Genomic DNA, 21334 nt, shown 5'->3' on the forward strand with positions numbered 1-21334 from the left:
CCATGACTGCCACCACCCCCGACACCGACCCCGGGACCACCCCGGACACCGACCTCGGCACCGACCCCGGGACCACCTCGGACACCGACCCCGGCACCGACCCCGGCGCCTACGGGGAGCTGCGTGCCCAGCTCGCCACGCTCACCACGGAGGCGTTCCGGCCCGAGCTCGCCGAGATCGACCGCCTGTCCACGCTCGACATCGCGCACACCATGAACGGCGAGGACGCCTCCGTCCCGGCCGCGGTCGCCGCGCAGCTGCCGCAGATCGCCGCCGCCATCGACGCCACCGCCGAGCGCATGGCCCGCGGCGGCCGCCTGATCTACGCGGGCGCCGGCACCGCCGGACGGCTCGGCGTGCTGGACGCCAGCGAGTGCCCGCCGACCTTCAACACCGACCCGGCGGACGTCGTCGGCCTGATCGCGGGCGGCCCGTCCGCGATGGTCACGGCCGTCGAGGGCGCCGAGGACTCCAAGGCGCTGGCCCGCGAGGACCTGACCGCGCTCGGCCTGACCGCCGACGACACGGTGGTCGGCATCTCCGCCTCGGGCCGCACCCCGTACGCGATCGGCGCCGTCGAACACGCCCGCGCGTCCGGCGCCCTGACCATCGGGCTTTCCTGCAACGCGGACAGCGCGCTCGCGGCGGCCGCCGAGCACGGCGTCGAGGTCGTCGTCGGGCCCGAACTCCTCACCGGCTCCACCCGGTTGAAGGCGGGCACGGCCCAGAAGCTCGTCCTCAACATGCTGTCGACGATCACGATGATCCGGCTCGGCAAGACGTACGGAAACCTGATGGTGGACGTCCGCGCCTCCAACGCGAAGCTGCAGGCCCGCTCGCGCCGCATCGTCGCCCTCGCCACCGACGCCTCGGACGCGGCGATCGAGTCCGCGCTCGCCGCGGCCGACGGCGAGGTGAAGACGGCGATCCTGATGATCCTCGCCGACGTCGACGCCGCCACCGCGAACACCCTCCTGACCGGCTCGAAGGGCCACCTCCGCGCAGCCCTCACCGCCGCCCCGTCCGCCCCGTCCGCCCCGTCCGCCCCGTCCGCTCCGTCCGCTCCGTCCGCCCCCGGCACCTGAACCCCGGTATCCCCGCACAGCAAGGCCCGTACATGAGCACCGACAACACGAACCGCGCCATCGCCGCCGCGATCCTGCCCCTCGTCGGCGGCGCAGCCAACATCGACTCCGTCGTCCACTGCATGACCCGCCTCCGGCTCGGCCTCCGCGACCGCAGGCTCGTGCAGGACGAGGCCCTGGTCGGACTGCCCGACGTGATGGGCGTCGTCGAGGACGAGACGTACCAGATCGTGCTCGGCCCCGGAAAGGTCGCCCGCGTCACGCCGGAGTTCGAGGCCCTGGTGGCCGAAGAGCGAGCCGAAGAGCGGGCCGCCGAGCGGGCCGCCGAGCCCGAGGAGTCCGCCACCTCGCAGGCCCTCACCGCCGATGAACTGGCCGAGCGGGGAGCCGAGTTGAAGGCCGCGCAGAAGGCCAGGAACCAGACCTCCGTCAAGCTGTTCCTGCGCCGGATCGCCAACATCTTCGTACCGCTGATCCCGGCCCTGATCGGCTGCGGCATCATCGCGGGCCTCAACGGACTGCTCATCAACCTCGGCTGGCTGACCGCGGTCACGCCCGCCCTCGGCGCCATCGCCTCCGGCTTCATGGCGCTGATCGCGGTGTTCGTCGGCTTCAACACGGCGAAGGAGTTCGGCGGTACGCCGATCCTGGGCGGCGCGGTCGCGGCGATCATCGTGTACGCGGGCGTCGCGAACATCGAGGCGTTCGGGCAGAAGCTGTCGCCGGGGCAGGGCGGCGTGCTCGGCGCCCTGGCTGCCGCCGTACTCGCGTCGTACGTGGAGAAGTGGTGCAGGAAGGTGGTGCCGGAGGCGGTGGACGTCCTCGTCACGCCGACCCTGACGGTGCTGGTCTCCGGCCTGGTCACGATCTTCGGCCTGATGTTCGTCGCCGGTGAGGTGTCCACGGCGATCGGCACGGCGGCCAACTGGCTCCTCGACAACACCGGCGCGTTCGCGGGCCTGGTCCTCGGCGGCCTGTTCCTGCCGCTGGTGATGCTGGGCCTGCACCAGGCCCTGATCCCCATCCACACCACGCTCATCGAACAGCAGGGCTACACGGTCCTGCTGCCCATCCTGGCCATGGCGGGCGCGGGCCAGGTCGGCTGCGCGATCGCCGTGTTCAAGCGCCTCAAGCGGAACAACTCCATCCGTACGACGATCAGGTCCGCGCTCCCCGCAGGCTTCCTCGGCGTCGGCGAACCGCTCATCTACGGCGTCTCGCTGCCCCTCGGCCGCCCGTTCATCACGGCCTGCGTGGGCGGCGCGGCGGGCGGCGCGTTCGTCGGGTTCTTCTCGATGGTCGGCGACAAGGTCGGCTCGACGGCCATCGGCCCGTCCGGCTGGGCCCTGTTCCCGCTGCTCGACGGCAACAAGGGCCTGGGCGAGACGATCGCGGTCTACGCGGGCGGGCTCCTCGTCGGATACGTCGTGGGCTTTGCCGCCACGTACTTCTTCGGCTTCAGCAAGCAGATGCTGGTCGACCTGAACACGGGCCCAGAGGCGGATTCGGAGGCGGATTCGGAGGCGGATTCGGAGGCGGATTCGGAGGCGGATTCGGAGGCGGTACCGTCCGAGTCTCCCGCCGAGCGCCCGAAGGAGCCCGCTGGGGTCTGAGCCACCCAAGCCCGCCTCGGGGAGGCGTTGTCAGTGGCGGGTTCTAACCTTCGCGACATGAGCAACGAACCGAACGACGCCTCTCCGAGCCCCACTTGGACCGCCCTCCGCGCCCTGCCGACCACCGAACTGCGCAGGCGCGCCGCGATCGTCACCGACGTCACCGAGATCGCCCCGATGACCGTGGACGGCGCGGAACGCTTCGCCTGGAACGACAGCGGCGGCCAGTCCGCGGTCTGGTACTTCACCCCGGACGACCGCATCCTCCTGCTGACCTTCGACCACGAGTCGGAGCTGAACCTGTATGCGGAAGGCACGTACGCCCTCCAGAAGTCCCTCTACGACGGCGTCCCCGACGACCTCGTCCACCTGGCCCTGGACCGCCCGGAGAACTACGAGTCCCTGAACCTCGTCGACGACGAGACCGGCGCCACGATCCACTACGCGGGCGGCGTCTTCTGGCACGACGGCGACGAGTGGCACATAGCGGCCGGCACCCGAGCCCACTGCGCCCGCGAGCGCCTGAACCTCTTCACCGAGTCCGGCTTCGACTACTGCCTCTCCGACTACCTCCTCGACACCCCCGAATTCACCGCGGAGACCCTGGTCGAGTACCGCGCGGAGGACGGCGGTTACGAGGACGAGGCGGAGGCAGCGGCCCACTTGGCCACCCTGAAGGAGATCTTCACGCAGCACGCGTGACCGGGGCGCCCGGGGCGACCGCTCCGCTTCCACACGCCCACGACAGGCGTACACTTTTCTGTACGTACAGGATTCCGTACGTGAATCGGCGAAGGAGGCCGTGATGCGCACCATGACTTACACCGAGTCCAGAGCCAGGTACGCCGAAACCCTCGACAAGGTGGTCGCCGACCGCGAAGAGGTGATCGTGACCCGCGCGGGACACGATCCGGTGGTGATAGTCGCCCTCGACGAGTACGAGTCCCTGAAGGAGACGGCCTACCTGCTCCGCAGCCCGGAGAACGCGCGTCGGATCCTGCAGGCGATCGAAGACCTGGAGAACGGCCAAGGTGTTGTTCGGGAGATGCTGGATTGAAACTCGTCTGGCAGGAGCAGGCCTGGGCCGACTACGTCGGATGGCAGACCGAGGACCGCAAGGTCCTCAAGCGGATCAACGCGCTGCTCCAGGACATCGCCCGCAACGGCAACGAGGGCATCGGCAAACCGGAGCCCCTGAAACACGGCTTCCACGGCTACTGGTCGCGCCGTATCACGCAGGAACACCGCCTCATCTACAAAGTGGTCGAGGACGAGGTCCGCATCGCGGCCTGCCGCTATCACTACGAGCGCTGAGCACGCCCCTCCCCGAACAACGCCCGAGGGCGGCACCCCTCTCGTAAGAGGAATGCCGCCCTCGGTCAGGACAGGTTGATCAACCAGAGGTCGATCAGAAGTCCATGTCACCGCCCGGCATGCCGCCCGGAGCGGCCGCGGCGGCCTTCTCCGGCTTGTCGGCGATGACGGCCTCGGTGGTGAGGAACAGCGCGGCGATGGAGGACGCGTTCTGCAGCGCGGAACGGGTCACCTTCGCCGGGTCGATGATGCCCTCGGCGATCATGTCGACGTACTCGCCGGTGGCGGCGTTCAGGCCGTGGCCGACGGTCAGGTTGCGCACCTTCTCGACGACGACGCCGCCCTCAAGGCCACCGTTGACGGCGATCTGCTTGAGCGGGGCCTCCAGGGCGAGCTTCACGGCGTTGGCGCCGGTCGCCTCGTCACCGTCGAGCTCCAGCTTCTCGAAGACCGCGGAGGCCTGCAGCAGGGCCACGCCACCGCCGGCGACGATGCCCTCCTCGACGGCCGCCTTGGCGTTGCGCACGGCGTCCTCGATGCGGTGCTTGCGCTCCTTGAGCTCGACCTCGGTCGCGGCGCCGGCCTTGATGACGGCCACGCCGCCGGCCAGCTTCGCGAGGCGCTCCTGGAGCTTCTCGCGGTCGTAGTCGGAGTCCGACTGCTCGATCTCGGCGCGGATCTGGTTCACGCGGCCGTTGACCTGGTCGCTGTCGCCGGCACCGTCGACGATGGTGGTCTCGTCCTTGGTGATGACGACCTTGCGGGCGCGGCCGAGCAGGTCGATCGTCGCGTTCTCCAGCTTGAGGCCGACCTCCTCGGAGATCACCTCGCCGCCGGTGAGGATCGCGATGTCGTTCAGCATCGCCTTGCGGCGGTCACCGAAGCCCGGGGCCTTGACGGCGACGGACTTGAAGGTGCCCTTGATCTTGTTGACGACCAGGGTCGACAGGGCCTCGCCCTCGACGTCCTCGGCAATGATCAGCAGCGGCTTGCCGGACTGCATGACCTTCTCAAGGAGCGGGATCAGGTCCTTGACGGAGCCGATCTTCGAGTTGGCGATGAGGATGTACGGGTCGTCGAGGACGGCCTCCATACGCTCCATGTCGGTGGCGAAGTACGCCGAGATGTAGCCCTTGTCGAAGCGCATACCCTCGGTGAGCTCCAGCTCCAGACCGAAGGTCTGGGACTCCTCGACGGTGATGACGCCTTCCTTGCCGACCTTGTCCATGGCCTCGGCGATGAGCTCGCCGATCTGGGCGTCGGCGGCGGAGATGGAGGCGGTGGAGGCGATCTGCTCCTTGGTCTCGACCTCCTTGGCCTGGTCGAGCAGGGCGGCGGAGACGGCCTCGACGGCCTTCTCGATGCCGCGCTTCAGGGCCATCGGGTTGGCGCCCGCGGCGACGTTGCGGAGGCCTTCCTTGACGAGCGCCTGGGCGAGGACGGTCGCGGTGGTCGTACCGTCACCGGCGACGTCGTCCGTCTTCTTGGCTACTTCCTTGACCAGCTCGGCGCCGATCTTCTCGTACGGGTCCTCAAGCTCGATCTCCTTGGCGATGGACACACCATCGTTGGTGATCGTGGGGGCGCCCCACTTCTTCTCCAGGACGACGTTGCGACCCTTGGGGCCCAGCGTCACCTTGACGGCGTCGGCGAGCTGGTTCATGCCGCGCTCAAGGCCGCGCCGTGCCTCCTCGTCGAACGCGATGATCTTGGCCATGTGAAGTGGTCCTCCCGGACGATGGGGGTCCCCCTGCCCGAACGAAGCCGAGAGCTCGGGGGAGGAAACGCAAACGGACCTGGCTGGCGCCCGCGACGGACGGCCTGCGAGCCTTGTGGTTCCTTGCCCCACCCGGCCCCCGGACCTCACCGACCCGATCCAAGTTCTGTCACTCTCACCTTCAGAGTGCTAACGCAATGATTAGCACTCGCCCCCTACGAGTGCAAGCGCCTCCCAGGATCCGACGCCTCTCGGACCGGACCCGGCGCGCACGCACGAGGGGCCCGCATCCCTCCCGGGATGCGGGCCCCTCGCCGTGCGTGCGTCGGTGGCCGATCGCGCCTTGATCAGACGGCGAGCTTGACCATGTCCGCCTGCGGACCCTTCTGGCCCTGCGAGATCTCGAACTCCACTCGCTGACCTTCTTCAAGGGTGCGGTAGCCGTCCATCTGAATCGCGCTGTAGTGGACGAACACATCCGCACCACCGTCGACCGCGATGAAGCCGTACCCCTTCTCCGCGTTGAACCACTTGACGGTGCCCTGAGCCATGCCTAACTCCCCTATTACTGGCCCTTGCACAGATCCACACTTCGCGGACCCGGGTCAGACCTCACCCCCCGACAGGTGGGGGTGTGCGCCGGAACGCGTCGACCGCCGCTGAATGTATCTGCCCAACTGCCGTCTGCAACAGGTCAATTCGACGAGAAATCTGGGCGCGGCCGATCGGCTGAACGGGGAGGTTTCGCCGGATCACAGAACAAGTCGGACCGGGCGAAGGGAGCAAATCGTGCGAATTGCGGGAGCGCGTCGACGACAACTCGTCAGCGAATCCAGGAGTTCTCATATGCGCCCGGCATGCGCGGCGCTCAAAAGCGGAACAGCATTCCCAACTCTATCGCGGCCAACCATGCAGAATGCCCCCTCCGCTTCCGGCGGAGGGGGCATTCTGCATGGTTCCTGCATAAAGCGGTCAGCAGCCGCCCGCGACGGCCGGGATGATCGAGACGCCGGCGCCGTCCGGGGTGACGGTCTCCAGGCCCTGCTCGAAGCGGACGTCGTCGTCGTTCACGTAGACGTTCACGAAGCGGCGCAGCTTGCCCTGGTCGTCCAGGACGCGCGCGGCGATGCCCGTGTGGTTCTTCTCCAGGTCGGCGATGACCTCGGCGAGGTTCGCCCCCTCGGCGGCCACCTCGGCCTGGCCGGCGGTGTAGGTGCGCAGGATGGTGGGGATGCGGACGTTGACGCTCATATCGATCACCTTACGGAAAGACGGTTTGGCGGGCGCCCCGAAAGGGGCGCGGGGCTGTGTCTGTATGCGGCTGACGCCGCGTGGGCGCGAACCGACACAGACGGCCCGCAGCAGGCAGCGGACACCAGGCCCTAGCCTGCAAGCCCCGCGGCACGGAACGCGTCAAGCGACGGCTTGATGGTCGCCGTGGCCTGGGACGTGGGCGCGACGGCGTCGAGAGTCTTCAGGCCGTCACCCGTGTTGAGCACCACCGTGGTCAGCGAAGGATCGATGAGGCCGGCCTCGACCAGCTTCTTCGTGACCCCGACCGTCACACCGCCCGCCGTCTCCGCGAAGATCCCCTCCGTCCGCGCAAGCAGCTTGATCGCGTCGACGACCTGCTCGTCGTTGACGTCCTCCACCGCGCCGCCGGTGCGCCGGGCGATGTCCAGGACGTACGGGCCGTCGGCCGGGTTGCCGATCGCGAGGGACTTGGCGATGGTGTCCGGCTTCTGCGGGCGGACCACGTCGTGGCCGTTCTTGAACGCCGTCGACACCGGCGAGCAGCCCTCGGCCTGGGCGCCGAAGATCTTGTACGGCTTGTCCTCGACCAGTCCGAGCTTGATCAGCTCCTGCAGACCCTTGTCGATCTTCGTGAGCTGCGAGCCGGAGGCGATCGGGATGACCAACTGGTCGGGAAGGACCCAGCCGAGCTGTTCGCAGATCTCGTACGCGAGCGTCTTGGAGCCCTCGCCGTAGTACGGCCGCAGGTTCACGTTGACGAAGCCCCAGCCCTCGCCGAGCGGGTCGCCGATGAGCTCGGAGCAGAAGCGGTTGACGTCGTCGTAGTTGCCCTCGATGCCGACGAGCTCGCCGCCGTACACCGCGGCCATGACGACCTTGCCCTGCTCCAGGTCGTGCGGGATGAACACGCAGGAGCGGAAGCCGGCGCGGGCGGCGGCGGCGCCGACGGCACCGGCGAGGTTGCCGGTGGAGGAGCAGGAGAGCGTGGTGAAGCCGAAGGCGCGGGCGGCCTCCAGGGCCTGGGCGACGACGCGGTCCTTGAAGGAGTGCGTCGGGTTGCCGGAGTCGTCCTTGATGAACAGGCCGCCGGTGACGCCGAGTTCGCGGGCCAGGTTGTCGGCCTTGACGAGCTTGGTCCAGCCGGGGTTGAGGTTCGGCTTGGTCGCCACGTCGGCGGGGACGGGCAGCAGCGGTGCGTACCGCCAGATGTTGTCCGGACCCTCCGCGATCTTCTTCTTCAGCCCCTCCGGGTCGCCGACCGGCAGGTCGTACGCGACTTCGAGGGGCCCGAAACACAGCTCGCAGGCGAAGATCGGGCCGAGCGGAAACCGCTCACCGCACTCGCGGCAGGACAGGCCCGAGGCGGGGCCGAGGTCCACGGTGGTGGCGGCGGGGGTTTCGGTGGTCTGTACTGCCATGAGAGGCGAGGCCCTTTCTCCTCATCTTCCTCGTGACGCACTTCGCCACGAGACGGATTTGGCACCTTCCCTAGCCGGGGCCTCGCGCGCCCAGTTGCGCAAGTAACCGACTGGAGGGTTGCCGGGGCTTCAACGGGCCGTATCCCTCTGCCCCTCTGGATGAGCGGTATTCGGTTGTCTGCGCGACGACCCCCGGCATGCGGCGGTCCTTCGCGTTGTTCAAGACTGTAACTGAAGGGACTGGCTCTTGAGATAGTCGTCCGAACCGCGAGATGGATCACAACCAGGGAGTAACAGACGTGCTCGAAGAGGTGGAGCGCTGGCTCGAACGGCGCTCCTGGGCCGTCAAGGACCGCCCGCTCGACCGGCTCCTGGCAGCGAAGGCCCGGCAGGGGACGAAGGTCAGCGTCGTCCTGCCCGCGCTGAACGAGGAGGCGACGGTCGGCGCGATCGTGTCGGTGATCCGCCGCGAGCTGATGACGCCAAAGGTGCCGCTGGTCGACGAGCTGGTGGTGATCGACTCGGGCTCCACCGACCGTACCTCCGAGGTGGCGGCGGCCGCCGGGGCGCGGGTGGTGCACCGGGACGCGATACTCCCGCGGCTGCCCGCCGTGCCCGGCAAGGGCGAGGTGCTGTGGCGGTCGCTGCTGGTGACCGGCGGTGACGTGGTGTGCTTCGTCGACGCCGACCTCAGGGAGTTCTCCGCGGACTTCGTCACGGGGATCGTGGGCCCGCTCCTGACCGACCCCGAGGTGCAGTTCGTGAAGGCGATGTACGACCGGCCGCTCGGGGAGGCTCCCGGCCAGGGCGGCCGGGTCACCGAGCTCGTCGCGCGGCCGCTGCTCAATCTGCACTGGCCCCAGCTGGCCGGGGTCGTCCAGCCGTTGGGCGGTGAGTACGCGGCCCGGCGCTCGCTGCTCGAACGGCTGCCGTTCCCCGTCGGGTACGGGGTGGAGCTTGGCCTGCTCGTGGACTCGCTGCACACCGTGGGTCTGGACGCGCTCGCGCAGGTCGACGTAGGGGTACGGCTTCACCGGCACCAGGACGGGCGGGCGCTCGGGCGGATGGCGGCGGCGATCTACCGCACGGCGCAGCTGCGGCTGGCGCGCGGGCATCTCGTACGGCCGCGGCTCACCCAGTTCGAGCGGGGTGAGCGGGGCTTCGAGCCGCGGACGCACGCGGTGGACACGGAGGAGCGGCCGCCGATGGTGGATGTCGAGGAGTACCGGGAGCGCCGCGTGGCGTAGGCCCTGTCTTCAAGGGCGGCCCGGGTCGCCGTGGTCCGGCCGCACGTTTGCGCGGGCACCGGCGGGGCTAGGTTCGCGTCATGGCCTCAGCGCACGCTTCTGCCCCCGGGCCCTCCGGCGCCCCGGTCCTGGTCGCCTCCAACCGCGGCCCGGTCAGTTACTCCGTACGACCGGACGGCACGCTCGACGCGCGGCGCGGCGGCGGCGGGCTGGTCTCCGGGCTGTCCGCGGTGGGGCCCGAGGGCGGGGCGCTGTGGGTGTGCGCGGCGCTCGGCGAGGGTGACCGGGAGGCCGTTCGGCGCGGCGTCCTGGAGGCCGGGGTGCGGATGCTGGACATCGACGCCGAGGTGCACGCCGACGCGTACCACGGGATCGCCAACTCGGTCCTCTGGTTCGTGCACCACATGCTGTACCAGACGCCCCTGGAACCCTCCTTCGACCGGGAGTTCCGGCGGCAGTGGGCGGCGTACGAGCAGTACAACCGGGCCTTCGCCGAAGCGCTCGCCGAAGGGGCGGCGCCCGGCGCGGCGGTGCTCGTGCAGGACTACCACCTGGCCCTGGTCCCCGGCCTGCTCCGCGAGCTCCGCGACGACCTGCGCATCGGGCACTTCTCGCACACCCCGTGGGCGCCGCCGGACTACTTCCGGATGCTGCCCGACGACATCGCCGCCCAGCTCCTGCACGGCATGCTCGGCGCGGACCGGCTCGCGTTCCTGACCCGGCGCTGGGCCGACGCGTTCACGGCGTGCTGCGACGCGGTCGTCGGCGGCACCGGCGCCACCCGGATCGGGGTGCACGGGCTCGGCGCGGACGCGGAGTTCCTGCGCGAGCGCGCGCACCGGGAGGACGTGGCCGGGCGGACGGCGGCGCTGCGCGCCCAGATCGGCGGCGCGGACCGCCGCACCATCGTGCGCGTCGACCGCACGGAACTCTCCAAGAACATCGTGCGCGGCCTGCGCGCGTACGAGCTTCTGCTTGCGGAGCGCCCCGAGTGGCGCGAGCGCGTCGTGCACCTCGCGTTCGCCTACCCCTCGCGCCAGGACCTGGCCGTCTACCGCGCCTACACGGCCGAGGTCGCACGCGTCGCGGACGAGGTCAACTCCCGCTTCGGCACGCCCGGTTGGACGCCGGTGATCCTGCATGTCGAGGACGACTTCGCGCGCTCCCTCGCGGCGTACCGGCTCGCGGACGTGGCCCTGGTCAACCCGGTCAGGGACGGCATGAACCTGGTCGCGAAGGAGGTCCCGGTCGTCTCCGACGAGGGCTGCGCGCTGGTCCTCTCCCGCGAGGCCGGGGCGTACGAGGAACTGGGCGAGGACGCGCTCGCGGTCAATCCGTACGACGTGGTGGCCACGGCGGACGCGCTGCACGCGGCACTGACGATGCCGGGCCCCGAACGGGCCGAGCGCACCGCACGCCTCGCCGCGGCGGCGAGCGCGCTGCCGCCGCAGCGGTGGTTCCTGGACCAGCTGCGGGAGTTGCGGGGGAGCTAAGGCCTGTCCAGCGGGGCATTTCCCCTCTACCCGCTGTGCCTTCCTGGCCGCTGTGCCTTCCAGGCCGCTATGCCTTGAGCGCCCTCGCCAGGGCGGCGAGGAGCCGGACCACGCCGGGCGGGCCGTCCACCACCAGATCGGAGCGGTCCGCCAGCTCCGCGACCTCTGTGCTGCCGCTGCACACCAGGACCCCCGGCACCCCGTCGGAGCGCAGCTTCTCCACGGCCGCGTACGCCGGGAGATCGCCGAGGTCGTCGCCCGCGTACAGGACGGACTCCGCGCCCACCTCGCGCGCGTACGACGCCAGGGCCACGCCCTTGTCCATGCCGGGCGGGCGCAGCTCGATGACGTAGCGGCCGGGCTCGGTGACCAGGCCGTGCCGGGCGGCCAGCTCCGCGAGCGGTGCCGCGAGCGCGTCGAACGTGGCCTGCGGGTCGTCGGCGCGGCGGGTGTGCACGGCGACGGCGCGGCCCTTCTCCTCCGTCCAGGTGCCGCGCCACAGGCCCAACGCGTCCAGGAGTCCGGGGAGTTCGGCCCGCGCTCCGGCGACGCCCGGCGGTACGTCCGGGGCCTGCACGGTGCCGGACACCGCGTCCCAGCGCTCCGCGCCGTAGTGCCCGAGCACGACCAGGTGCTCCAGTCCTTCGACGCCCGCGAATCCGCCGTACCGCACGGCCACCCCGGCGGGCCGCCCGGTCACCACGGCCACGGAGGCGAGCCGGGGCGCGAGTGCGGCGAGGGCCGGGACGGCGTCGGGGTGGGCCCTGGCCTGCTCGGGGTCGGGGACGATCTCGGCGAGGGTGCCGTCGAAGTCGAGGGCGACGAGGGCGCGTTCGGGGTTTCGCCGGAGGGCTTCCAGGCCCTCCCGGCCGGCGGGGGTTGCCGGGGGCGGGAGCTCGTCGCCGGGGGTACGCGGGTGCGGGTGGCTGCGCATGGGGCTGATTTTTCCCCTCGCCGCGCCTTCCCGAAAGTCCTCGCCGGATCCTCGCCGGACCCCCCGGAGCGCCGTGGAGCGCCGCGGAGTGCCGTGGAGCGCCGCGGAGTGCCGTAGAGCGCCGCGGAGCGTCAGCGGCGGGCTCTGCGGGCCTCCCGGACGCGGCGGAGGCGGTTGATCGTCACCGGGTCGTGGGCCAGGGCGCGCGGATCGTCGAGGAGGGCGTTCAGGATCTGGTAGTAGCGGGTCGGGGATATGCCGAGCCGCTCACGTATCTCCCGCTCCTTCGCGCCGCGCGAGGCCCAGCCCTGCCGCTCCAGCGCGAGCACGGCGCGATCGCGCTCGGACAGAGGTTCGTCGGGGCTCGGGCTCATGAGGAAACCGTAGACGCGCGCACCGACAGCACCACCCGCAGGCCCTTACTCCGCCGACTTCGCTACTCCGCAGACTCCGCTACTCCGCCGACTCCGCCGCGACCGCCTCGTTCTGCAGCCGCTGCAGGACCAGCGCCGGGTCGCCGCCGCTCGCCACGGCCTTGCCGATGTCCTTCTTGACGGCGGCGCTGACCTGCGCCCAGGACGTCTTGCCCACCGGGTACAGCTGGGAGTCCGGCAGCTCCTCCAGGAACTCCCGCAGATGCCTGTACTGGGGGTCCTCGGCCATCGCGTCGGACGCGGACGAGGTGACGGGCAGGATGTCGTACCGCTCGGAGAACTCCAGGACGTTCTTGCCCTCGTACACGAAGTCGAGGAACTTCCCGATCTCCTCCTTGTGGCCGTTCTCCTTGAAGCCCATCATCCAGTCGGCGACGCCCAGGGTGGCCTTGGCCTTGCCGTTGACGCCGGGCAGCGGGGCCATCCCGTACTCGACGTCCTGGTCGGCGGCCTGCTGCATCAGCGTCGGGTGGCCGTTGAGCATGCCGACCTCGCCGCGCGAGAACGCGTCGAAGGCGTCCTGCCGGTCGAGCTTGCCGGGCGCGGTCGGGCCGGTGAGGCCCTCGCCGACGAGCTCGTCGCGCAACCAGTCGAACGTCTTGATGTTCTGCTCGGAGTCGAGGGTGTACGTGCCGACGTTGTCGGTGTATCCGCCGCCGCCGCTGAGCAGCCACATCAGCGTCTCGGCGGGCGCCTCCTCGCGGCCGAGGGGCAGCGCGAACGGGTACGTCACGCCCGCGTCCTTCAGCTTCCGCGCGTCCGCGGCCAGCTCGGTCCAGCTCTGCGGGGCGCCGCTGATCCCGGCCTTCGCGAACAGCTCCTTGTTGTAGAAGAGCAGCCGCGTCGAGGACGCGAAGGGCATGCCGTACTGCACGCGCCTGAGCTCGCCCGCCTCGGACAGGGCGGGCAGGAAGTCGGCCTGTACGGCGATGGAGAGCAGGTCGTCGGCGCTGTAGAGCCGGTCCTGCGCGGCGTAGTCGGCGTACGCCCCGATCTGCGCGATGTCGGGGGCCCGGCCCTGCTCGACCAGGTCGGCGACGTGCGCGTCGACCTCGCTCCAGGAGCGGACGTCCACCTCGACCTCGATCCCGGGGTTCTGCTTCTCGAAGTCGGCGGTGAGCTCGTCCCAGTACTTCTGGGTGCTGTTGGCCGGGCTGTCGCCGTAGTCGGCGGCGACCATCTTCAGGGTGACGGTGCCGGACCCCGCGTCCGCCCCGCAGCCGGCGAGGCCCGCCGTGATGCCGAGCACGGCGACCGCCGCCGTCAGACCAGTCATGCGCCGCTGCACAGCTGCTTCCCCACCTTTACTGCTTGTCGTGCTCGCCCCGCCTTGGTCGCGCTTGTGGCGCTTGCGGCTGAGACGGCGCTTGTCGTGCTCGCCGGAACCGAGAGTTTGCCCGCAGTTCGCCCATAAGGTCTACACCACTCACATCTCACTTCGGCAACGAGGGCGCGAGGCGGCGGGGCGCGCAGTGGCGCTCATGGAGCCCCAGGGGTACCCAGCCGGACTCCCAGGGCACTGGGCACTTAATGGGGTGACGGGGAGGGCCCGGACGCGCGACGATGGGGCCATGCCTGGGCCCTACGTCATCCGCGGTTCGGTCCTCCTCCCGGAGGCCGAGCTCATGTGGCGTTTCTCCCGTTCGTCCGGCCCGGGCGGCCAGCACGTCAACACCTCCGACTCGCAGGTGGAGTTGAGGTTCGACCTGGCGCGCACCCGGTCCCTCCCGGAGGTCTGGAAGACCCGCGCCCAGGAACGCCTGGCCTCCCGTCTGGTCGACGGCGTGCTCACGGTCCGCGCCTCGGACCACCGCTCCCAGTGGCGCAACCGCGAACTGGCGTCGGCCCGCCTGGCCTCCCTCCTCGCCGAGGCCACGGCCCCACCACCCCGCCCCCGCCGCGCGACGAAGATCCCCCGAGGCATCAACGAACGCCGCCTCCGCCAGAAGAAGGCCCGCTCGGACGTCAAACGGGGCCGTTCGGGCCGGGACTGGGGTTAGGGCCTGTCCGGCGGATCTTCGCGGGTCCACGACGCTCCCCCAGCTACCGCTGGGGGTGCCCCCAGGCACGCTCCCCCAGCCTCCGGCCGGGGGTACCCCCACTCGCCGCACGCCCGAATCACCCAAGTACGTCCAGTACGAGGGCGATCCGGGCGCACTCCCCCAGCCTTCGGCCGGGGGGACCCCCAGAGCACGCTCCCCCAAGCTCTCGGCTCCGCTCGAACAGGGGGGACCCCCATGACGCCGCGGCCTGTTCCGCGAAGATCCGCCGGACAGACCGCAGGAACGCGAGCGGGCACAACCACGCCCTGCGCTTGCCGCCGTCCACCAGCTGCCCTTGGGATTTCGAGGCGAGGGCCGGTGGAAAGGCTCAGCCCAACTGCCGGTAGCGGCCCTTGAAGTAGAGCAGCGGCCCCCCGTCCGCGCTCGGGACGGACGCCGTCAGGACGCGGCCCACGACCAGCGTGTGATCGCCCGCCTCGACCCGCTGCTCCGTCTCGCACTCCAGCGTGGCCAGCGCCCCGCCGATCAACAGCGCGCCCGACTCCGTACCCCGTACGTACGGAATGTCACCGAAGAGGAGCCGGTCGCTGATGCGGCCCTTCATCGCGAAGCGGCCCGCGATCTGGCGCTGGCCCTCGGCGAGGACCGAGACGCCCCAGCGCGGCTTCTCCGCGAGCAGGTCGTCCATGCGGGAGCCCTCCCGCAGGCTGACCAGGACCAGCGGCGGATCGAGGGAGACCGACATGAACGCCGTCGCCGTCATGCCGACGTCCTCCGCCGCAGGGCCGCCCTCGCCGAGCTCGCCCTCCCGCGCGGTGACGAGGACGACGCCTGCGGCGAGCCGGGACATGGCGGCACGGAACTCTTCGTTGCTCACCCCAACAGGATGAGACTTCAGCACGGTGGACACGACCAAGACGCTATCCCCGGACCACCGGTGGCCACATCGGCCCCCGGACCGAGACCGCATAGGTCTCCGGCCCGAGCCGGGACGCGCACCCCCGCCGCGCCCCGCCGCACCCCGCCGCGCCCCACCGCACACCCACCGCACCCCCACCGCACCCCCACCGCACACCTCCGGGCACCTCCGGGCACCCGGCCGGAAAGATGCCCTGCCCAAGGGCTTTGCGTTCAGGAAACGTACGCGGAGATCCACCCCCAACCCCCCACCCGTTCACGTCGCTTGTGACTTGAGTCACAGGGTCCATATTTTGTTGACCCTGTGTACCGAGTGGGCAGCTCGCTGTGATTCAGTGGCGGAGGCGATCGGAGGCGACCGGAGGCAATCAGACACCAAGGGCACCACGAATCCAGGAGTTGCTGTCGAGGTCTCGGGGAGAGCGAGCATGGAGACCGAGTCGGAGCCTTACGTCCGCCTTGCGACCCTGCGGCAGCTGCACCAGGTCGTCGCGGAGCTGAACACGGCGCGCAGCCTCGCCGACACCCTGCAGACCGTCGCCGACGGCGTGGTGCAGGGACTCGGGTACGAGCTGGCGTGCGTCAATCTCGTACGCCCCGACGGGGACCTCGTCGTCGCCGCCTTCGCGGGCAGTCCCGCCGCCGAGGCCCTGATCACCGGCCGGGTCGGCTCCCGGGAGTCCTGGGAGCGGCGGCTCGCGATGGGCCAGGACTGGGGCGCCCTCCGCTTCATCCCCCACAACGAGGGCTGGACGCTCATCGAGGACGACGTGCCGCAGTGGCACACCGAGGGCCCCGAGCCGCGCTTCGACGACGAGTGGCACCCCCTGGACCGCCTCTACGCCCCGATGCACACGAGCGGAGCGACCGGCGGTGAGCTCCTCGGCGTCATCTCCGTGGACCGGCCGCGCAACGGCAGGCACCCGGGCGCCTGGGGGCGCGAGGCGCTGCAGATGTACGCCTCGCAGGCCGCCATTGCAATCAGCAACGCCCGCCTGAGAGCAAACATGCAGCGCGCCCTGGTCCGCCTGGAGCGCGAGCAGCAGGCGCTGCGGGCCAGTGAAGAGTCGTTTCGGCAGGCCTTCGAGTACGCCCCGAGCGGGATGGCCATCGCCGAGATGGGCGGCGACCAGCACGGCCGGATCCTGCGTTCGAACGACGCCCTGTGCCGGCTGCTCGGCCGTCCGGCGTCGGCGATGCGGCGGTACTCCTTCTCCGACCTCGTCCACCCGGAGGACATCGGCACGCTCCTGCGTACCTCCGCCGAGGGCGGACGGGCCGAGCTGCGGCTCGGGCGGCGTGACGGAACGTATCTGTGGGTGTCGCTGCGGAACTCCGTCGTCGCCGACGCCGCCGACGGGCCGCGGTTCCTGCTCACCCACGTCGAGGACATCGAGGAACGCAAGCGCCGCGAACTCCACCTCGCCCACCGCGCCTCGCACGACTCGCTCACCGGACTGCCCAACTCCGCCGAGCTGCGCGCCCGGTTGAGCGCCCGCCTCTGCCGCCGCGCCCCGGACGCCCAGGAGACCGCCCACTCCCTGGACACGGCCTACGGCTCCCTGCCCGCGTACGAGACACCCGACGGGTACTCCGTCCACGACGCGTATGAGGGGCATGGGTCTTACGACGGTCACGGTTCGTACGACGGCCATGGTCCGTACGACGGTCACGGTCCGTACGACAGCCACGGCGGGCAGCACGGGGTGCACGGGATGTCCTACCCGGGCGCGAGCATGCCGCACGGGCTTGAGGCCTTCGACCACCATGTGCACACGATCGCGCCCGAGGGCGACACCGACGACGGGACGAAGGGGCTCGCCGTCCTCTTCTGCGACCTCGACGGCTTCAAGTCGATCAACGACCGCTTCGGGCACCACACCGGCGACGCCGTCCTCATCGAGGTCGCCCGCAGGCTGACCAGCGGCGTACGGGACGGGGACACGGTGGCCCGGCTCGGCGGCGACGAGTTCGTGGTCCTCGCCGACGGGCTCGGCCGGGCCGACGCCGCCGACCTCGCCGTGCGGCTGCGGAACGCGATCATCCCGCCGATCCGGGTCGACGGGCGCGCGGTGCGGGTCGGGGCGAGCTTCGGGATCGGCTGGGCACACTGCGGGATGTCCGCGGAGGAAGTGCTGCAGTCGGCCGACCAGCGGATGTACATCGAGAAACGTTCTCGTGCCAAACAGCACAGGCGGGCCGGATAACCGCAGGTCAGCGCGGCGGGGAGAGATTCGTCGCCTTTCGGGCCCGGTCCGCACGTGTAGGCTCGCCCAATTGGACACCTGTGGCCACCCGTACTCGATCTGCATGAGGAGTGACCGAGGGATGACGGCCGGCAACAACGGCGCGAGCACGCCCGAGGACGACGACCCGTTCGGCTATCTCTACGCCGACGGGCAGGCGTCCGGCGCGACCCCGCCCGGCGGCGGTTACGGCTACTCCGGGCGCAGCTCCTCGTACCAGCAGGTCCGCCCGGTCGGCGAGCGGCAGTACGGGCAGCAGGGCGCGGGCGCCGGGGCGGGTGCCGGAGCCGGGGCTGGAGCCGGGGCTGGCGCGGGTGCGGGCGCGGGGACGGGTGCGGGTCAGCAGGTGCCGCAGCAGAGCGCGCACTACGCCGCGCCCGAGACCCTGCCCGGCGGGCAGAGCACGCACAGGCAGGCGCCGCCCGCCGACGGCCGCGGGGGCCGCGGAGGCCGCGGGCCCAACACCAGGGGTCTGCTGATCGGTGCGATCGCGGTGGTCGCCGCGGTCGTCGTCGGCATCGGCGCGGCCATGCTCAGCAACAGTGCCAAGGAGCCCGACTCCGGCTCGAACCAGGCGGGTTCGGGCGCGACGGCCGGGGCGGACGGCGGGCAGGACGAGCAGGCGAAGGACGAACCGGCCGCGAAGCCCGAGAAGGTGGAGCTGCCCAAGGAGGACGCGAAGGCGCTGACCTTCACGGCCGGGCTCTCCCCCGCCAAGGAGGTCCCGGGCGCGCAGGCCGACGGCGGCGTGTACGTCGCGGGCTTCAACAAGGTGGGCGCCAAGGTCACCTGGACGTTCCCGATGAAGAAGGGCGGCACGTACAAGCTCCGGGTGCGGTACGGCATCCCGGGCGTGGACGCCAACGCCACCCTCATCGTCAACGGCAAGCCCAACACCCAGCCCCTCGGCATGAAGAACTTCATCAACTCCCCCAAGGGCGACTGGGAGAAGGGCTGGCAGTCCACCTGGGCGCCGGTCAACCTGAACAAGGGCACCAACGTCGTGGAGATCGCCTGCGCCGAGGGCAACAAGTGCAACGCCAACCTCGACCGGGTGTGGCTGGAGCGGGGCGGGGCTTAGGAGGACCTGGCGGAGGGGCCTGGGAGGGCCTGGCGGAGGGGCCTGGGAGGCCTCTTTCACGCCGCGCTCGCCCGCTCCGTCACCGCGACCCGCCCCAGGAAGTCCTCGTACGCCGCCGCGTCGAACTCCCCCGCCACCGGGGCCAGTACGGTCGCCGCCGACAGGGCCACCGCCCGGGCCAGGATGCGGGGCCAGGGAGAGTCCTCGGCCAGGCCCGCGACGAGTGCCGCCACCGCCGAGTCGCCCGCCCCCGTCGGGTTGCCGTGGACCGGGGCCGGCGGGGCGGCCTGCCAGACGCCGTCCGGGGTGGCGGCGAGCAGCCCGTCCGCGCCGAGCGAGGCGACCACGGTGTGCGCGCCGCGCCTGCGCGCGTCCCGGGTGGCGCGCAACGGCTCGTGGGAGCCGGTGAGTTCGGCCAGCTCGTCCGCGTTGGGCTTGACCACGTCGGGGCGGGCCGCGATGCCCCGGCGCAGCGGTGCGCCGCTGGTGTCGAGGAGTACGGGGACCTGCGCGGCGCGCGCGGACCGGACCAGCTGGGCGTACGCGCCGACGGGCACGCCGGGAGGCAGGCTGCCGCAGAGGGCGACCGCTTCGGCCGACGGCAGCAACTCCTCGTAGGAGCCGCGGAGTCGGGACCACTCCTCGGGGGTGATCAGCGGTCCGGGTTCGTTCAGCTGGGTGGTGTCGCCGGTGCGCTCGTCGACCACGGCGACGGTGCGGCGGGTGCGGCCGGTGACGTCCAGGAGAGCGTCCCGTACGCCGCCCGCCTCGGCCAGCTGGTCGCGCAGCGCCGCTCCGGTGGCACCGCCCGCGAAGCCGGTGACGGTGACGGGCCGCCCGAGCGCGGCGAGCACACGGGCGACGTTCAGCCCCTTGCCGCCGGGGCGTTCGGTGACCTCGGCGACGCGGTGCGAGGCGTGCGGGGTGAGGCGCGGGACGCGGTAGGTGATGTCCAGGGCGGTGTTGAGCGTGACCGTGAGGATCACGTGTGCCACCCCCGGGAGTCGTACGTACGTGCGTGTGTGGGGCCTGATCATGCCAGGTGGGCGGCGGTTGGCCTAGGAGTTCTTCGGCCCTCGGGGATTCGGGCTGCGGCGCGGGGAAGGAGAGGCTTCCCCGCTGCCGGTTGCCGGCTCCTGAGTGTGGGCGGAACTCAGCCGAAGTCGTCGACGCCGGCGGTCGCGGTGCCTCGGGTGCAGGCGGTCGCTGCGTCGATGACGAGCCGTCCCTGCCCTGGGTCCGAGGTGAGCGAGACCGTGTAGCCCTGGGCGCTCGTGGAGTCGCCCGGGGCCCTGAAGGTCGCCTGCCCTTCGGTCATGAATTCCTGCGACCAACTGTTCCCGTTCAGGTGGGAGCTGGCGGCGGCGAACATGTCCTGCAGCGCCGCCGGTGTCAGGCCGGTCATCTCCCAGTGATGGAAGAACGTCGGCATGATCCAGCCGAAGTACAGCGTCGACGCCCGGCAGTTGCGGCTTCGGTCACTTCTTCGGCTCCGGTGCGGGGTAGTCGGGGTGCGGCGGGATCGGGTCTTCCCGAGTGAGGGTGTGCGGGAGTAGATCGGTGAACGCGGGTTGACCGTCAACCGGTGTGGTAACGAAGGTCATCCAGCTGCCGTCGGTGAAGCCGTACTGAATGTATGGAGTCCCCTTGCGGGAAGAAGTCCGAGTCCACTCCAGCTTGTTCCGGTCTATGCGCCAGCCGATTTCCACCACGTTGGCGAAGTACTTCAGCCGGAACGTCTGGGGAACGTGAAGCAGCATGATTTCATCACGAGTGAAACACAGCAGGCTCAGCACGCGAGCCTTCGAGCGTGGCAGCGAGGCCACAAGGAGCCCTGCTGCGGCGCTTTGCTCCTTGCCGAAGAAGTGCCCCAATGAATCATCGCCACTCTTGGAGGCGAACTCCTTGGAATTGCGCTCCAGGAATGCTCGATTCTCTGCCGCATTCTCGTCGGAGGAGAACTTGAGACCATAGTGCGCCCACTCCAACGAAATCACAGACAGGGCCACGATGAAGGCTTTAAAGAGGCGAGCGGGCTTCACTTTTGAATCTCGCAGCACCCATGGCCTCTGACGCCAAGGGGGCGTCTCCTTGTCGCGCATGTAGGGGCGACTGGCAAAGAACAGGCCTTCGAAGCCCGCGCCTCCGGTCGCCTCCAGGGCCGCTTTGAGCAAATTCGCCGGTCGCGTCTGCGATTCTGCCATAAGACGATTCCAGACCTATGTTCACTGGAGCGATAAGGCCTGATCGGCCGCACCCTCGGAGCTTCAGCTGGCCGCCTCTTTCGCCCCGCCGAAGGCGGTAACTCCTCCCTTTCGGGCCGACGTTCAAGAGGCGCTTCCGTGCCTGCTGCATGCGCTCGTCGCACTCGTCGAGTCTCTCCACGAGGCGCTGCACCGCGACAGTGTCGATCTGGAAACCGGTGCCGGCGCTCATGCGGCTCCCTCGTGCAGCTGGTCAGGACGCCACCACCGTACCGGCGGGGACCGACACACTCGGCGGTCAACTGCCCGGTTCCGTATGAGAATTGTGTGTGCGTTGGCGGGATGTTCTGGAACGGGCCAACGCGCGGGCAGA

The 21334-nt window shown here is 70.5% G+C and carries 21 protein-coding genes and 1 riboswitch; of the genes, 10 read left to right on the top strand and 11 right to left on the bottom strand.

Annotated features, from left to right (window positions below):
* The first annotated feature begins 2 nt into the window (after nucleotides 1–2).
* From murQ to QIS99_RS18610, 5 genes are all read left to right on the top strand, one after another.
* Complete coding sequence (murQ, locus tag QIS99_RS18590) at nucleotides 3–1085, top strand: N-acetylmuramic acid 6-phosphate etherase (RefSeq protein ID WP_282514655.1); 1083 nt, start codon at nucleotides 3–5, stop codon at nucleotides 1083–1085.
* Between the two features lie 32 nt (nucleotides 1086–1117).
* Entirely contained in the window at nucleotides 1118–2698 is a 1581-nt protein-coding gene (locus QIS99_RS18595) for a PTS transporter subunit EIIC (RefSeq protein ID WP_282514656.1), read from the top strand.
* 57 nt (nucleotides 2699–2755) lie between these two features.
* On the top strand, nucleotides 2756–3400 hold the full coding sequence (locus QIS99_RS18600; RefSeq protein ID WP_282514657.1) for a hypothetical protein: 645 nt from the start codon (nucleotides 2756–2758) through the stop codon (nucleotides 3398–3400).
* Between the two features lie 103 nt (nucleotides 3401–3503).
* Complete coding sequence (locus QIS99_RS18605) at nucleotides 3504–3755, top strand: type II toxin-antitoxin system Phd/YefM family antitoxin (RefSeq protein WP_282514658.1); 252 nt, start codon at nucleotides 3504–3506, stop codon at nucleotides 3753–3755.
* The gene (locus QIS99_RS18610; protein ID WP_282514659.1) at nucleotides 3752–4012 is read left to right on the top strand and encodes a Txe/YoeB family addiction module toxin; all 261 of its coding nucleotides are present in this window, start codon (nucleotides 3752–3754) and stop codon (nucleotides 4010–4012) included. Before QIS99_RS18605 ends, QIS99_RS18610 begins: the two co-directional genes overlap by 4 nt.
* A gap of 94 nt (nucleotides 4013–4106) precedes the next feature.
* Here QIS99_RS18610 and groL read toward each other — a convergent pair whose 3' ends face one another.
* From groL to thrC, 4 genes are all read right to left on the bottom strand, one after another.
* Nucleotides 4107–5729: a chaperonin GroEL gene (gene groL / locus QIS99_RS18615; protein WP_282514660.1), complete on the bottom strand. Its 1623-nt coding sequence runs from the start codon at nucleotides 5727–5729 to the stop codon at nucleotides 4107–4109.
* Nucleotides 5730–6076: 347 nt separating this feature from the next.
* The gene (locus QIS99_RS18620; protein ID WP_005315736.1) at nucleotides 6077–6280 is read right to left on the bottom strand and encodes a cold-shock protein; all 204 of its coding nucleotides are present in this window, start codon (nucleotides 6278–6280) and stop codon (nucleotides 6077–6079) included.
* A gap of 421 nt (nucleotides 6281–6701) precedes the next feature.
* The gene (locus QIS99_RS18625; RefSeq protein ID WP_282514661.1) at nucleotides 6702–6980 is read right to left on the bottom strand and encodes a MoaD/ThiS family protein; all 279 of its coding nucleotides are present in this window, start codon (nucleotides 6978–6980) and stop codon (nucleotides 6702–6704) included.
* Nucleotides 6981–7111: 131 nt separating this feature from the next.
* A complete protein-coding gene (gene thrC, locus QIS99_RS18630) occupies nucleotides 7112–8401 on the bottom strand; it encodes a threonine synthase (RefSeq protein WP_282514662.1) in 1290 nt (429 codons plus the stop codon).
* A gap of 18 nt (nucleotides 8402–8419) precedes the next feature.
* Nucleotides 8420–8567: riboswitch (SAM riboswitch) on the bottom strand.
* 133 nt (nucleotides 8568–8700) lie between these two features.
* Here thrC and QIS99_RS18635 point away from each other — a divergent pair.
* Together QIS99_RS18635 and QIS99_RS18640 are read left to right on the top strand one after the other, a co-directional pair.
* On the top strand, nucleotides 8701–9648 hold the full coding sequence (locus QIS99_RS18635) for a glucosyl-3-phosphoglycerate synthase (protein WP_282514663.1): 948 nt from the start codon (nucleotides 8701–8703) through the stop codon (nucleotides 9646–9648).
* Between the two features lie 80 nt (nucleotides 9649–9728).
* Nucleotides 9729–11141, top strand: coding sequence for an alpha,alpha-trehalose-phosphate synthase (UDP-forming) (locus tag QIS99_RS18640; protein ID WP_282514664.1), 1413 nt, complete (start codon nucleotides 9729–9731; stop codon nucleotides 11139–11141).
* A gap of 67 nt (nucleotides 11142–11208) precedes the next feature.
* On the opposite strand, the gene otsB is transcribed toward QIS99_RS18640, so the two are convergent.
* The 3 genes from otsB to QIS99_RS18655 all read right to left on the bottom strand — a co-directional run bounded on the left by otsB (nucleotide 11209) and on the right by QIS99_RS18655 (nucleotide 13785).
* Complete coding sequence (gene otsB / locus QIS99_RS18645; protein WP_282514665.1) at nucleotides 11209–12075, bottom strand: trehalose-phosphatase; 867 nt, start codon at nucleotides 12073–12075, stop codon at nucleotides 11209–11211.
* Between the two features lie 131 nt (nucleotides 12076–12206).
* Nucleotides 12207–12449, bottom strand: a complete 243-nt coding sequence (locus QIS99_RS18650) for a DUF3263 domain-containing protein (RefSeq protein WP_282514666.1) — start codon at nucleotides 12447–12449, stop codon at nucleotides 12207–12209.
* A gap of 79 nt (nucleotides 12450–12528) precedes the next feature.
* Nucleotides 12529–13785 carry an extracellular solute-binding protein gene (locus QIS99_RS18655; RefSeq protein WP_282514667.1) on the bottom strand — a complete coding sequence of 419 codons (1257 nt, stop codon included), beginning with the start codon at nucleotides 13783–13785 and terminating at the stop codon, nucleotides 12529–12531.
* Nucleotides 13786–14080: 295 nt separating this feature from the next.
* Between QIS99_RS18655 and arfB the strand changes: the two genes are divergently transcribed.
* Nucleotides 14081–14509 (top strand): alternative ribosome rescue aminoacyl-tRNA hydrolase ArfB, encoded by a 429-nt coding sequence (gene arfB / locus QIS99_RS18660; protein WP_282514668.1) that lies wholly within the window; start codon nucleotides 14081–14083, stop codon nucleotides 14507–14509.
* A 370-nt stretch (nucleotides 14510–14879) separates the two neighbouring features.
* Here the strand turns inward: arfB and QIS99_RS18665 are convergent, their stop codons facing one another.
* The gene (locus QIS99_RS18665) at nucleotides 14880–15362 is read right to left on the bottom strand and encodes a flavin reductase family protein (protein ID WP_408909590.1); all 483 of its coding nucleotides are present in this window, start codon (nucleotides 15360–15362) and stop codon (nucleotides 14880–14882) included.
* A gap of 496 nt (nucleotides 15363–15858) precedes the next feature.
* On the opposite strand from QIS99_RS18665, the gene cdgB reads away from it, so the two are divergent.
* Together cdgB and QIS99_RS18675 are read left to right on the top strand one after the other, a co-directional pair.
* Nucleotides 15859–17637, top strand: a complete 1779-nt coding sequence (cdgB, locus tag QIS99_RS18670) for a diguanylate cyclase CdgB (protein ID WP_282514670.1) — start codon at nucleotides 15859–15861, stop codon at nucleotides 17635–17637.
* 121 nt (nucleotides 17638–17758) lie between these two features.
* Nucleotides 17759–18757, top strand: coding sequence for a carbohydrate-binding protein (locus QIS99_RS18675; RefSeq protein ID WP_282514671.1), 999 nt, complete (start codon nucleotides 17759–17761; stop codon nucleotides 18755–18757).
* 56 nt (nucleotides 18758–18813) lie between these two features.
* Here QIS99_RS18675 and QIS99_RS18680 read toward each other — a convergent pair whose 3' ends face one another.
* The 3 genes from QIS99_RS18680 to QIS99_RS18690 all read right to left on the bottom strand — a co-directional run bounded on the left by QIS99_RS18680 (nucleotide 18814) and on the right by QIS99_RS18690 (nucleotide 20961).
* On the bottom strand, nucleotides 18814–19743 hold the full coding sequence (locus QIS99_RS18680) for a 1-phosphofructokinase family hexose kinase (RefSeq protein ID WP_282514753.1): 930 nt from the start codon (nucleotides 19741–19743) through the stop codon (nucleotides 18814–18816).
* Between the two features lie 167 nt (nucleotides 19744–19910).
* On the bottom strand, nucleotides 19911–20189 hold the full coding sequence (locus QIS99_RS18685; protein WP_282514672.1) for a hypothetical protein: 279 nt from the start codon (nucleotides 20187–20189) through the stop codon (nucleotides 19911–19913).
* Nucleotides 20190–20235: 46 nt separating this feature from the next.
* Nucleotides 20236–20961 carry a hypothetical protein gene (locus tag QIS99_RS18690; protein WP_282514673.1) on the bottom strand — a complete coding sequence of 242 codons (726 nt, stop codon included), beginning with the start codon at nucleotides 20959–20961 and terminating at the stop codon, nucleotides 20236–20238.
* Between the last annotated feature and the right edge of the window lie 373 nt (nucleotides 20962–21334).

The sequence above is a fragment of the Streptomyces solicavernae genome (assembly GCF_029968095.1).
Lineage (GTDB): Bacteria > Actinomycetota > Actinomycetes > Streptomycetales > Streptomycetaceae > Streptomyces > Streptomyces solicavernae.